The sequence below is a fragment of the Kribbella sp. NPDC043289 genome (assembly GCF_056436705.1).
Map to the genome: position 1 here is coordinate 232,671 of NZ_JBWKCB010000005.1, position 13,061 is coordinate 245,731.

12 protein-coding genes are annotated in these 13,061 nt (G+C 68.1%); 8 read left to right on the plus strand and 4 right to left on the minus strand.

Annotated elements, in window-relative coordinates; genetic code table 11:
• Positions 1 to 86 precede the first annotated feature (86 nt).
• Positions 87 to 1,034 (plus strand): type IV toxin-antitoxin system AbiEi family antitoxin domain-containing protein, encoded by a 948-nt coding sequence (locus AC0662_RS28800; protein ID WP_478304511.1) that lies wholly within the window; start codon positions 87 to 89, stop codon positions 1,032 to 1,034.
• A 56-nt stretch (positions 1,035 to 1,090) separates the two neighbouring features.
• Here AC0662_RS28800 and AC0662_RS28805 read toward each other — a convergent pair whose 3' ends face one another.
• Entirely contained in the window at positions 1,091 to 1,507 is a 417-nt protein-coding gene (locus AC0662_RS28805; RefSeq protein ID WP_452197072.1) for an SRPBCC family protein, read from the minus strand.
• 133 nt (positions 1,508 to 1,640) lie between these two features.
• Between AC0662_RS28805 and AC0662_RS28810 the strand changes: the two genes are divergently transcribed.
• Both AC0662_RS28810 and AC0662_RS28815 read left to right on the plus strand, forming a co-directional pair.
• A complete protein-coding gene (locus AC0662_RS28810) occupies positions 1,641 to 2,090 on the plus strand; it encodes a hypothetical protein (RefSeq protein WP_452197071.1) in 450 nt (149 codons plus the stop codon).
• Between the two features lie 103 nt (positions 2,091 to 2,193).
• Positions 2,194 to 4,353 carry a discoidin domain-containing protein gene (locus AC0662_RS28815; RefSeq protein ID WP_452197070.1) on the plus strand — a complete coding sequence of 720 codons (2,160 nt, stop codon included), beginning with the start codon at positions 2,194 to 2,196 and terminating at the stop codon, positions 4,351 to 4,353.
• Here AC0662_RS28815 and AC0662_RS28820 read toward each other — a convergent pair.
• Complete coding sequence (locus AC0662_RS28820) at positions 4,325 to 5,242, minus strand: helix-turn-helix domain-containing protein (protein ID WP_452197069.1); 918 nt, start codon at positions 5,240 to 5,242, stop codon at positions 4,325 to 4,327. The genes AC0662_RS28815 and AC0662_RS28820 overlap by 29 nt on opposite strands.
• A 77-nt stretch (positions 5,243 to 5,319) precedes the next feature.
• On the opposite strand from AC0662_RS28820, the gene AC0662_RS28825 reads away from it, so the two are divergent.
• From AC0662_RS28825 to AC0662_RS28845, 5 genes are read left to right on the plus strand one after another with little or no spacing between them, the layout of a single operon-like run.
• Positions 5,320 to 6,636 carry a glycoside hydrolase family 36 protein gene (locus AC0662_RS28825; RefSeq protein ID WP_452197068.1) on the plus strand — a complete coding sequence of 439 codons (1,317 nt, stop codon included), beginning with the start codon at positions 5,320 to 5,322 and terminating at the stop codon, positions 6,634 to 6,636.
• Positions 6,629 to 7,543, plus strand: coding sequence for a carbohydrate ABC transporter permease (locus tag AC0662_RS28830; RefSeq protein ID WP_478304515.1), 915 nt, complete (start codon positions 6,629 to 6,631; stop codon positions 7,541 to 7,543). Before AC0662_RS28825 ends, AC0662_RS28830 begins: the two co-directional genes overlap by 8 nt.
• Positions 7,540 to 8,349, plus strand: a complete 810-nt coding sequence (locus tag AC0662_RS28835) for a carbohydrate ABC transporter permease (RefSeq protein ID WP_478304517.1) — start codon at positions 7,540 to 7,542, stop codon at positions 8,347 to 8,349. The genes AC0662_RS28830 and AC0662_RS28835 overlap by 4 nt, the downstream gene beginning before the upstream one ends.
• Positions 8,350 to 8,362: 13 nt before the next feature.
• Positions 8,363 to 9,637 carry an ABC transporter substrate-binding protein gene (locus AC0662_RS28840; protein ID WP_452197065.1) on the plus strand — a complete coding sequence of 425 codons (1,275 nt, stop codon included), beginning with the start codon at positions 8,363 to 8,365 and terminating at the stop codon, positions 9,635 to 9,637.
• The gene (locus AC0662_RS28845) at positions 9,634 to 10,545 is read left to right on the plus strand and encodes a phytanoyl-CoA dioxygenase family protein (protein WP_478304519.1); all 912 of its coding nucleotides are present in this window, start codon (positions 9,634 to 9,636) and stop codon (positions 10,543 to 10,545) included. The genes AC0662_RS28840 and AC0662_RS28845 overlap by 4 nt, the downstream gene beginning before the upstream one ends.
• 118 nt (positions 10,546 to 10,663) lie before the next feature.
• Here AC0662_RS28845 and AC0662_RS28850 read toward each other — a convergent pair whose 3' ends face one another.
• On the minus strand, positions 10,664 to 11,581 hold the full coding sequence (locus tag AC0662_RS28850) for an NADP-dependent oxidoreductase (protein ID WP_478304521.1): 918 nt from the start codon (positions 11,579 to 11,581) through the stop codon (positions 10,664 to 10,666).
• Positions 11,582 to 11,637: 56 nt separating this feature from the next.
• Positions 11,638 to 13,053, minus strand: coding sequence for an ATP-binding protein (locus AC0662_RS28855; protein ID WP_478304523.1), 1,416 nt, complete (start codon positions 13,051 to 13,053; stop codon positions 11,638 to 11,640).
• Positions 13,054 to 13,061 lie beyond the last annotated feature (8 nt).

The window sequence follows — 13,061 nt, forward strand, 5'->3', positions numbered from 1 at the left end:
GAGCCCGAACAACCCGCCAGTCACCGATATCCACAGCCCTGAAAGTCGCGCGCTCCGGGGTCAGCGAACGCGGCATGTTCTTGGGCATGAACACGAGACTGGAGGTTGTTGCCGCCCGGCGGGGTGGGTGGTTCTCGCGGCGCGACGCGATCGAGGCCGGGTACTCCGATGCCGACCTTCGCGGGCGGGTCGCTTCAGGGCGGTGGGTGCGACTCACCCGCGGGGCGTACGCCGATCCGGGATCCGCAGTCGCGGCGATGCCAACCTGGGAGCAAGCAGCATGGTTCCACGTGCGTACTGCCAGGGCGGTCTACCACCGACTGGGCGGTCGCGTCGTTGTGAGCCATCAGTCCGCGTTGCTGCTGCACGGCGTACGGGTGTCGGAGCTTGAGCTGCGGCGAGTGCATGTGACCAGAAGTCGGGGAGCCGGGCGGTCCGGTGGGTCGGTGTGTCAACACGCGGCCAGCCCACCGGTCGACACGGTGGCCGAGATCGACGGCGTACAGACGACTCTCGCCGCGCGGGCTGTCGTGGAGACCGTGCGGGGGATCAGCTATCCGGTCGCGGTATCGGTGGTGGACCAGGCGCTGCGGTTGCGGATCGCCACGGCCCAGGATTTGTCAGGCGCGCTGGCCCTCTTCGCCGGCCGGGCAGGGATCGGGACGGCCACGCGGGCGGTCGGGTTCGGCGACGGGCGGGCCGAGTCGGTCGGCGAGTCGCGGCTTCGGGTGTTGCTGGCGGATCTGGGCGTCCCGGCGCCGGTGCTGCAGGCCGAGATCCGTGACAGCCACGGCCGGTTCGTGGCCCGGGTCGACTTCTTGCTCGCGCAGTTCGGGGTGATCATCGAGTTCGACGGAGCTCTCAAGTACCGCGAGGGGAACCCGAGCGCGCTGATCGCGGAGAAGGATCGGGAGGACCGGCTGCGCGACCTCGGCTACCAGGTCGTCCGGGTGGGCTGGCCCGACCTCGATCACCCCGCGGGCGTTCTGCAGCGGATCCGTCGGGCTGTTGCTCGCTCCCAGGCCGTTCGATAGCGGGTTGTTCGACCGCTGGCGTGCTGAAGCACGGCAGCGGTTGAACAACCGGCTACTCAGGCTTCGGCGGCCTCTTTGACCTTGGCTACCAGCGTTTCCCACATGCCTTGCGAGTGCTTGGCTTCGTCTTCGCTCGCGTTGTTGTCCTGGGCGAGCTCGAGGTGGGTGTTGCCGGTGAGGGTGTAGGTCAGTGTGTGGTAGTTCTCCGGTACGTCGGGTTGCCCGGTGAGCGGGCTGAAATGGGTCAGGCGCAGCAACCGCCCCGGCTCGACGGCGAGGATCTCACCCTTGTCCTGGTACGGCTTGCCCTCCCATTCGCCGGTCCAGGTGATCGGGCTGCCCACCTGCCAATCGGTCTCGACCACGGCCCCGAACCACAGTTCCTTCAGCTGCTCCGGGCTGGTCAGCACCTCCCACACCCGTGCGGGCGATGCCGCGATATCGGTCTCAGCAGTAGCAACAAACCCAGTCATCGTGACTCCTCTCTCCCCTGACCGTACGGTTCCCCTCACTCATGCGCTTGTAGAAATGCGTCAGCGGCCGGATTTGGTTCTCCGACAGATCCTGGAAGTAGCACAGCTCGGCGCGCGGGCTTTGGGGGGAACCATGTACGCGAACAAGCGCCGCCCACACAAACCTGCAGTCAAACCGGCCGCGAAACCCATCCGGCCGCGTCGCTCGCCGGCCGCGTATCGCGGCCAGGCCGTCATCCACCCCGCCGTCGAACGGCCGGTCGGGCCGCCGATCCGGTTGGTGGTCGGACCGCTACCGATCCGCATCCTGCGCGGGATCTGGCGCGCGGTACGCCGGCCCTTCGGCAAACCCGACGTACCGCAGCCGGTGCAAGCCGTGGAGGCTGGTCCTCGGTGTCTGCACTGCAAGGGCAGGATGGCGGAGAAGTTCCGCGAACAGCCCGAGCCGTACGGCGTCTGGGCGGTCTTCAGCTGTGGCGCCGCGAGCTGCCCGGTCTGTCAGGGGCCGTGCCGGAACCAGTCCCGGATGTTCCTGCCGTCGCACTGGCTCTCCGGGCCGCCCGGGGCGATCTCGTACCTCTGACCAGTCAGCCGGATCGTGCAGGAAGTCAGCACGCCGGGGCATGTCCCCGCGTGCTGATCGGCCAGTAGCGTCTCGGTTCCGCCCGACCGACAGGAGCACACCGATGCCCAGGAAGTCCCGGATCAGCGCAGCGCTCGCCCTTCTCGGCCTGGTGGTGGGATCCACCGCGCTGCCACCTGCGACCGCCGCGCCGGCACCGATCCCGGTGCAGATCCTCAGCCTGACCGACTTGCACGGCTACCTCTCCGAGACCGAGAACCTCACGATCGCGGGCCCTTCGGGGACCCAGCAGGTCGGCGGCGCGGCGTACCTGAAGGCGCATCTGGACAAGCTCCGGGCCGGGAAGCCGAACAGCTTCCTGATCGGCTCGGGCGACCAGTTCAGCGGCTGGCCGGACTACACGCAGGCGTTCGCGAACGAGCCGACGATCGAAGTGCTGAACGCGTTCGGGATGGACTTCGACGTCGCCGGTAACCACGAGTTCGACCGGGAGTTCCCGTTCCTGCGCCGGATGACCACCGGCGCCTGCTACGGCAAGCCGGGTTTCGACAGCTGTTTCAAGGACTCCACCGGCCGCAACTTCCACGGCACCGACTACGCGTACCACACCGCCAACATCGTGGACCCGAAGAGCAAGCAGCCGGTGCTCCCGCCGTACTGGATCGCGAAGGCCGGATCGCAGCGGATCGGGTTCATCGGGCTGGGCTTCCCGGGGACGCCGACCGAGACGTTGTCGATCAAGGGCTCCGGCTTCGAGTTCCAGGGTGTCGTCGAAGCCGCGAACCGAGCGGCGGCCGAACTGAAGGCCCAGGGCGTGAACGCGATCGTGGTCAGCATGCACGAGGGCGGTCAGCAGGGCGGGTTGTACGACGAGTGCAAGAACCCGACCGGTCCGATCTTCGACGCGGCCCGAACGCTGTCACCCGATATCGACGTGATCCTCGGCGGCCACTGGCACACCGCGTTCAACTGCATGATCCCGGACCCGAACGGCGTACCGCGGCCGGTCCTGGAGGCGAGCAACCACGGACGGGTGCTCGGCGAGGTGAACCTGTCGCTCGACCCGACGACCGGTGAGGTGGACCGCGCCGCGACAACGGCCAGCAACCACGCGGTGACCAAGGACGTGACGCCGGACGCCGGGATCCAGAAGATCGTGAAGTACTGGATGGACAAATGGACGGCGCGGCAGAAGGAGCCACTCGCCAAGCTCGACCGTGACCTCGACTTCACGCCGACGGCGGAGAGCCGCACCGGCAACCTGGTCGCCGACCTCTACAAGACCGAAGCGGAAGGTGACTTCGCGCTGGTTCCGGCGGACCTCGGTGTCGACGTGATCGCGGCCGGGCTGAAGGCCGGAACGGTCACGTACGGCGCAGCGTGGCCGGTCGCCGGGATCTCGCCGATCACCACGTTGTCGATGAAGGGCTCGACGGTCGAGGCCGTGCTCGAGCAGCAGTGGATCCCGCCGGCGTACGGCTGCAGCAGGCTGTCGTCGCTCGCGACCTCCGCGAACTTCCGCTACACCTACGACCTGGGCAGACCGGTCGGCGACCGCGTCGATCCCGCCAAGGTGCTGATCGACGGCAAACCACTGCAGCTCGACAAGACGTATCGCGTGACGACAAGCGCCGCGATGCCCTTGCACGGAACGCAGTACGGCTATCCGGGGTTCCAGCAGTACACGGATCTCGCCCGGGCGCCGCGGATGGGTCAGGAGGTCTTCCTCAACTACCTGCGGACGCATCCGTCACTGAAGGCGCCGGCGCTCGGCCGGGTGACCGCGATCCCCGGGACCCCGCCGCCGTCGGACGGACCGTTCGGGCCGCTGAACCTGCTGCCACGCAACGAGATGACGGCGACCGCGACCAGCCAGGGCGGGGCGGCGTACGGCGCGGCGGCCGCGATCGACGGCAACTGCGCGACCATGTGGCACTCGAACTGGAGCCCGCACGCACCGCTGCCGCAGTACATCACGCTCGACCTGAAGACCGCGCGCGCGATCGAGGCACTCGTCTACACGCCACGCCAGGACGCCGACGTACCGAACGGGCGGATCTCGTCGTACGACGTCCAGACGAGCACCGACGGCGTCACGTTCACCTCGGTCACGAAGGGCTCGTGGGACGGCAGTATCGACGCGAAGATCGCCAGGTTCCCCGCCGGTACGACGGCCCGCTACGTGCGGCTCGTCGGGCTCGCGGGCGGTGCGGACTACGCGGCGGCGACGGAGCTCAATATAGCTCTAGCTCCGGCTTCCTGACCGCGTTGCGGTGGGCCGTCGGGGACATCCCGTACCGGCGGCCGAACTGCCGGCTCAGGTAGTGCGGCGAGTCGAAACCGACCGCCGCGGCGATCTGCGCGACGGACATGTCGGTGGCGCCGAGCAACTCGGCCGCGCGCTGCAGCCGGAGCGCGAGGACGACGTTCATGATCGAGTCGCCGACCTGTTCCTTGAACAGATGCGCGAGGCGCGAGACCGAGACCTGCGCGAGGCCGGCCAGTGAGGTCAGCGTGTGCGGGCGGGCCGGGTCGGCGGTGATTGCCTCGAGCACCAGATGGACGCGCGCGTCGAGGTGCTGCGTCTCGCGGCGGAGGCTGGCGACCGCGGTCAGCAGCACCTCCTCGATACCGTTCATCGTCAGCTCAGTGGCGACGCTCTTCTCCAACAGGTGCAGCTCGGTGTCGCCGGTCGGCGAGAGCCCGGCCCGCTGCGCGTCGCGGTGCATGCGGTCGAACGCGGACACCACGCGATCGGTCTCCGACGACCTGGTCAGCCGCACGTACGACAGCCCGGGCATTGCCTGCGGCAACGACAGCCACGAGTGCCACTCGCGCCGCGGCTGGAAGTGCGCCCACCAGGACTCCCAGTAGGTGCCCACGGTCCCGTAGTCGTGCGGCGTACCGGGGCTGACCAGTACGACGTCCCCATGGCGCAGCATCAACTTGTTCTCACCCAGCACGTACCGGCCCGTCCCGGATGCGGTGTAGAGCAGGTACCAGCTGCCGACGCCGTCCGGCCGGACGACCCGGTAGTCACCGCCGCTGTGGAAGTGGCCGGTGACCAGCTTGCTCGGCGGCGGGATCTCGCTGTACAGCTCGATGAGCACCTGGGTAGCAAGATCGTGCTCGAAGTCAGCAGGCTCCGTCATGGTGGATCTCCTTATGGGCGCCTCAAGATTAGCGGCACAGCAGCAAGATCCTGCACCTCCATCGAATCGAGGATTCTGTGCCCTTCCGCCCAGTCGCCGAGCTCGACCACGATGCGAACACGGTGGTCTTCGAGCACGGCTGGCAGTCCTGGAGCCCGAGCGGCTGGTACCGGCTCGACGCGCGTCCACCCCGGCCGACCGCCCCCAACCATCACGTGATGGCCTACCGCCCGGGCGTCGACGCCGGCCGGTTCCAGGGCGAGGGTCTGCTCGCGGTTGCCAACGGCAGCGATGTCGTCGTGGTCGCCGCGCTCACGCCCGACGTCGTACCGTCGATCCGCGCCGAGGTCCACGGCGACAAGCTGGTGATCACCGCCGACGGCGACGTCCAGGTGACCACGAGCACCCAGGCCAACCCGAACCAGGCACTCGCCGACTGGGCCGAGACCTTCGCCGCCGGCGCGCCGGCCGTCCGGGTCTTCGGGCCGTCGTGGTGCAGCTGGTACGCGTACTGGGGCAAGGTCACCGAACGCGACGTGATGACCGACGTCCGGCAGTTCGACCAGCACGACCTGAGCGTCGACCTGGTGCTGCTCGACGAGGGGTACCAGTCCGCGATCGGCGACTGGCTGACACCGCGCGACGACTTCGGATCCACCGTCCGGCTGGCCGCCGACATCCGCACCGGTGGCCGCCGCGCGGGGATCTGGGTCGCACCGTTCCTGGTCGCGGCCGGCAGCGAAACGGCGCGACTGCACCCCGAATGGCTGGTCCCCGGGATCAGCGCCGGCACCAACTGGGGCGAAGAGCAACTGGTCCTGGATGTCACCCACCCGGGCGCCGCACGGCACATCCAGGACGTGTTCACCGAGCTCTGCCGCCAGGGCTACGACCACTTCAAACTCGACTTCGTGTACGCCGGTGCGATCGAAGGACCGCGGCACGAGCAGATCGACGGCATCGCGGCGTACCGGCTCGGGATGCGGCTGCTGCGGGATGCGGTCGGACCGAACCGGATCCTGCACGGCTGTGGCGCGCCGATCCTGCCGAGCCTGGGGCTCGTCGACTGCATGCGGATCTCGCCCGACACCGACCCGTTGGTCGAACCACCGTCCGGCGACATCAGCCAGCCCGGTCAGCGCGGAGCCCGGTCGACCTCGGTCGCGCGCGAGTTCCTGCACGGCCGCTGGTGGGCCAACGACTCCGACTGCCTGATCGTGCGGCCCGAGATCCAGGAGCGCGAGCTCTGGGCGCGGCACATCGAGGCGGGTCCCGGCCTGCGGATGTCGAGCGATCCGATCAGCGCACTCGACCGGTGGGGCATCGACCGGACCCGCGAGCTGCTGATCCCGAGCTCGCCGCGGCCGCACCCGCTGAAGGATCCCGATGCTTAGGCCCGCGCCGCGCCGTACCCGACGGATCGGTCAAGGGCGGCAGACGGCCGCGGCGTACGCACTGCTGGCACCCAGCCTGGTCGGCGTCCTCGGGTTCCTGCTCGCGCCGGTCGTGATCGTATTGGTGGTCAGCCTCTTCGACTGGAAGCTGCTGTCGACGCCGGAGTTCATTGGGTTCGCCAACTACCGCAAGCTCTTCGCCGACTCCGACGTCTGGCACTCGCTCCTGGTCACCCTGTACTACGTGGTGATCTGCGTCCCCGGTACGACGATCCTCTCGCTGCTCCTGGCCGTGCTGGTGGACCGGAAGCTGCGCGGGATGAAGTACTTCCGGGCACTGCTGGTGATCCCGTGGATGGCGACCCCGGTCGCGCTCGGACTCGTCTGGAGCTGGATCTTCGACCCGGGCCGCGGCGCCCTGAACCAGTTCCTCGGGCTGTTCGGGATCGACGGGCCGGCCTGGTTGTCCTCGCCGTTCCTTGCGATGCCGAGCGTCGCAGCGGTACACATCTGGCAGTTCGCCGGGTACAACATGCTGTTCTTCCTGGCCGGCCTGCAGAACATCCCGGCGTCACTCCGCGAGGCGTCATCCCTGGACGGCGCGTCACCGGTCGCGCACTTCTTCACCATCACGCTCCCGCTGCTGCGGCCGACCATGCTGTTCGTGCTGATCACCAACGTGATCGGCTCGTTCCAGGCCTTCGACACGATCTTCGTGATGACCGAGGGCGGACCGGGTGACAGCACCGAGGTCGCGACGTACCTGATCTACGACGAGGCGTTCAAGAAGTTCGACTTCGGCTACGCGTCGACGATCTCGGTGCTGCTGTTCGCCGTGGTGCTGATCGCGACCATCACGCAGTTCGTCTACTTCGAACGCCGTACGACCTACGAGGTGTCCACATGAGGCTGCGCATCGTCCCGTACGCCGTCCTGGTGGTCGGCTGTGTGTTGTCGATCTTCCCGTACTTCCTGACCGTGCTCACCGCGTTCAAGGGCCCCGGGCAACTGTCGGAGACGATGCCGTGGGAGCCGGGACTGCCGCCCAGCACGGCCGCGTTCCACCGGCTGTTCGCCTCCGGGTTCGGCGGCTACCTGATGAACACCGCGCTGGTGACGGCCGGGATCACGCTCGGTCAGGTGGTGTTCGCGGTGCTGGCGGCGTACGCGTTCGCGCGGTTGACGTTCCCCGGCCGGGACGCCTTGTTCTGGGTGTATTTGTCGACACTGATGGTGCCGCCGGTGGTCACGATGATCCCGCTGTACCTGATGATGCAGAAGCTCGGCCTGGTCGACACCTGGGCCGGTCTGATGCTGCCGACGATGCTCGGGACGCCGTACGCGATCTTCCTGCTCCGGCAGTTCTTCCGCGGCATCCCTGCGGATCTCGAGGACGCGGCCCGGATCGACGGCGCCGGGCGGGTCCGGACGCTGGTTTCGATCATCCTGCCGTTGTCGAAACCGATCCTGGTCACCGTCACCACGCTCGCCGTGGTGGCGAACTGGAACAGCTTCCTCTGGCCGCTGATCATCACCAGCAGCGAGGACAAACGGCTGCTCTCGGTCGGGATCGCCTTGTTCAAGGGGGAGATCGGCGTCGATTACAACGCCGTGATGGCCGGCAGCCTGATCGCGCTGGCGCCGCTGCTCGTGCTGTTCATCGTGTTCCAGCGCTTCATCGTCCGCTCGGTCGCCGTTACCGGGCTCAAGTAGTACGGAGGCACTCATGTCTTTGTCCAGGAGGACATTTCTGATCGGCGCCGGGAGCGTGCTCGCGCTGGCCGGTTGCGGTTCGTCGAACGACAAGGCGAGCAGTAGCGGAGGCAAGGTCGAGCTCGTCTACCGCCTCTGGGACGAGCAGCAGGAGGTCGGGTACAAGACCGTCTTCGCGGAGTTCACCAAGGAGAACCCGGACATCACCGTCCGGATGGAGGTGCTGCCCTGGGACCAGTACTGGACCAAGCTCACCACCGAACTCGCGAGCGGCAAGGCGCCGGACGTGTTCTGGCTGACCGTCGACTACTTCCCGGACTTCGCCAGCAAGGGCGTGCTCGCGCCGCTCGACGACCTGATCTCGAAGGCCGGGCTGAAGCTCGACTCGTACCACCCGAACGTCGTGCAGTCGTACAAGTTCGAGGACAAGCAGCTCGGGATGCCGAAGGACATGGGCATCGTCGGCCTGCTCTACAACAAGACCCTGGTCGAGAAGGCCGGGATCACGATGCCGAAGGAGCTCACCTGGGCTCCGGACGGCTCGGGCAGCTTCCTCGAGGTGGCGCGCAAGCTGACCGTCGGCAGCAAACAGTGGGGCTTCTGCTCCTGGAACCACAGCCAGACCCAGTGGCTGAACTGGATCGCCTCGAACGGCGGTCACGCGATGGACAAGCCGTACGGCACCTTCGACTTCGCCGGCGACAAGTCGGTCGAGGCCCTGCAGTTCGCCCGCGACCTGGTCTTCAAGTGGAAGGTCTCGCCGGACGGCACCCGGACCAACCCGCCGACCGGGCAGGCGACCGAGATGTTCTACCGCGGTGAGGTCGCGATGTTCCCGGCCAACAACGCGCTGCTGCCGTTCGCGCTGCCGGAGGTGAAGTTCCCGATCGGCGTGGTGGCGATGCCGGCCGGCCCGTCCGGCCGCACCGTGGTGATCAACGGGCTCGCCGAGGCGATGTTCGCCAAGACCAAGCACCCCGACGAGGCCGGCAAGCTGGTCCAGTTCCTCGGCTCCGAGAAGGCGCAGCGGCTGATGGGCGACGCCGGCTACATCATCCCGGCGCTGAACGACGCCGGCGCCGGCTACCAGGCGTTCTGGAAGAAGAAGGGCATCGACGTCCAGCCCTTCATCGAGTCGGCCGCCGGCAGTACCGTCAACCTCCCGATCGCCGAAGGCTGGACCGCCAAGTCCCCCGAGATCAACAAGGCCGTCAACGACCTGTACCTGAACAAGGTCCCGGTCTCCGACATCGCCAAATCCATGGACAAGATCGGCAATGACAAATGAAAGAACTGACCGACTCGTACGGCGTGGTCTCGGATGCGGCTGTGCTGCGGGAGCGGCTGGCCGCGGACGGGTACTTGTTCTTCCGCGGGCTGCTGCCGAACGATGTGGTGGGCGACGTCCACGAGCAGTTGGCCCGGATCCTGTACGACAGCGACTGGCTGGCGCGGGACGCGGATCCTCGGGAGCTGGTCGCGTCGGGGCGGGCCGTCGAGGAAGGGTCGGCCGGGTTCTTCGGGGCCTATACGGCGATCCAGAGCACCGAGGCGTTTCATCGGCTGGCGGTGCGGCCGGAGCTGCTGTCGCTGACGAGCCGGTTGCTGGGTGAGGAGACGTTCGCGCATCCGGCGCACATCTGCCGGATCGCGCCGCCGTCCCCGGGCGCGAACCCGACCCCGATCCATCAGGACTACCGGTTCATCCAGGGCTCCATCGACACACTCACCACCTGGCTGCCGCTGAGCGCTGCGCCGCCGGAGATCGGTGGGCTGCGAGTGTTCTCCGGGTCCCCGAAGCTCGGCGTACTCCCGGTGAAGGCGTCCGACGGGCCGGGGATGATGCGGGCCGAGGCCGACGAGAACCATCCGGAGTGGCGTACGACGTCGTACGAGCCGGGCGATGTGCTGCTCTTCAGCAGTCTCACCGTGCACGGCGCGATGCCGAACCTCACGAAACGGCTGCGGCTGTCGGCTGACTTCCGGTACCAGGCGCTGAGCGCACCGATGGCGCGGGACCTGCTTGGCACGGGCAAACCGCACTATCACCCGGAGGTGCCCGACTTCCCGACGCTCACCCGCGGCTGGACCTCGACGGACTGCGTCGAGATCCCGGCCGGGGTGAACTTCGTCGATCGGTGGGATCCGCGCGTGGACGACGTACCAACCCCGCCGTCGCGCTTCGCCTACGTGTGAGATCCGGACCTGCACCACTCACCAACCAGCCGGCTGCTGCCCGGCGCACGCTTGGCTGCGGCGCCGGACCGTCGTCGGCGCGAGGTTGGTGAGTGGTGCAGGTCCGCCTACGCGTGCGTCACTGCTGGGGTAGCACGATGATCTTGCCGCGGGCGTGGCCGGACTCGCTCAGTTCCTGAGCCTTGGCCGCGTCCGCGAGCGGGAACGTCTGCGCGATCCGGGTCGTGAGCTTGCCGTCCGCTGCCGCCTGCAGCTGGGCGTCCAGGCCGGCCCGGATCTGCTCGCGGGAACCGCCCCCGCCGGACGTCTGTACGCCGAGCTCGCCGGCCGCCGCGTAGTCCGCGATCGTGACGATCCGCTCCGACCCGCCGATCAGCTCGATCGACTCCGGCAGACCGCCCTTGCCCGCGGTGTCGAACGCCGCGTCGATCCCCTGCGGAGCCGCCGCGCGGACCCGCTCGACCAGACCGTCGCCGTACTCGACCGGCACCGCGCCGATCGACCGCAGGTAGTCGTGGTTCGCGGCCGACGCCGTACCGATCACGGTCAGACCCGCGGCCGCCGCCAACTGGACCGCGATCGAACCGACCGCCCCGGCCGCGCCGTGGATCAGGATCGTCTCGCCCGACTTCACCCCGAGCAGATCGAGCACCCGCTGCGCGGTTTCGCCGGCCACCGGGAGGCTGACCGCCTGCTCCCAGCTCAGGCCCGCGGGCTTGCGCGCGACGTTGCCGCCGAGCGCCAACTCGGCGTACGCCCCGCCCTCGGACCAGCCGACCACCTCGTCGCCGACCGCGAACTCGGCACCGTCACCCGCCTCGTCGACCACCCCGGCCACCTCGAACCCCGGGATCGCGGGCAGCACCGGGTCGGCGAAGTCCCGCGTCCAGCCGCGGCGGACCTTGAAGTCGAACGGGTTCACCCCGGCCGCGTGCACCGTGATCCGCACCTGCCCGGGCCCGGCGTGCGGCTCCGGCCGGTCCTCCACCTTCAGGACCTCGGGACCACCGAACTCCTCGAACACCACCGCACGCATCAAAACCGCCTCCACAAAACTGGTTGTTGCTACGAACAAGACTGCCGGGCGTCCTGCTATTCCCAGGCGGCCAGCAACTCGGCCGGCCCGTAGACGGCATCAAGACCGGTCGCTGTGACACCGTTTCGCGACACAGCCACCAGCGGAACCGGGTCGTCGGTCAGCCGAGAGCGGTGCCGCTGCAGGGCAACGAGATCATAGTCGTCGAAACGATTCTTCTCCAGCCACTTGATCGACCCCAGGAACAGCAGTTCCTTCGCCACTGGACCGTGGTCGGCGCCGACCACGTCGATCTCGACATCGTTGCTCCGGGTCCAGAAACCGCCGATGACAGGTGCTGCCGGCAACTGATCGTCCGGCAACAACCTGGCCAGCGACTCGCGGACCAGCGGCTCGACCGCCCGGCCGCGCCAACTGCTCCAGTTCTCCATGATGCGGGCCTGGGTCAGGTCCCCGCGCATCCTCTCGATCTCTGCCATGTGCGGTGCGAGGAAGGTGAGCCAGAACCGGAGATAGGGGTCGGCGATCCGGTACCGGCGCTCCTTCGACGGACGGAGCGAGACCGGTAGCTCAGCCACCACAATGCCCTTGTCCGTCAGTACCTGCAGCGCTCTGGTCAGACTGGTATGGGCAAGTCCTCCGGCCGACCGGGCAATGTTGCTGAAGGTCCGCTCGCCGCTCCCGATCGCCCGCAGGACCTCGCCACCGAGTGCCCGCGGCGGGAACTCGGCCGCGAGGGATCGCTCGGCCGAGACGAGCAGCGCGGAGGTCGGATCACTCAGGGAGATCTTCAGGAAATCGCGCAGCGTCGCACCTGGCCGCCAGTCCCGGCAGATCAACGGCAAGCCGCCCGTCACCAGGGCGGCATCGAACGCGACCGCCGGCCCGAGGTCGAGCATGTCCGCGAGGTCGGCGGGGGTCAGTGGCCCGACGACCAGCTCCCGACCGCGTTGATGGAAGGGTCGCTCGTAGCTGTTCAGCGACTCCATCATCGACAGATCCGAACCGACGAGCAGCAGAAGTACCGGCTTGCGGCTGAGTAGCCTGTCCCATGCCCGCTGGAGCACACCTTCGAAGGCATCGACACGATCCATCAGGTACGGGACTTCGTCGATCACCACGACGCTGGGCCGATCGTCCGGCAGCAGCTCCGCCAGCAAGCGCAGCGCCGCACTCCACTGGGTCGGCGCCTCCTCGGCGAAGAGTTCGCGGTCGGGAAGGGTCGAGCCTGCCACCACGTCGGCCAGCTCCGTCAGCTCGTCCTCGGCCGACCGACCGGCTGCGGTGAAGAAGAGGTACGGCGTGTCAGCGGTCCGCAGGAACTCCTCGACCAGGCTCGATTTCCCGACCCTTCGGCGGCCACGGATCAGGATGCATTCCCCCGGCTGAGCCGCGCCCGCCGCTGACTCGACGCGCTTCAGCGCGTCCCGCAGTACGCCCAGCTCGCGCGCCCTGCCGATGAACCGCCGCACCTAAACCT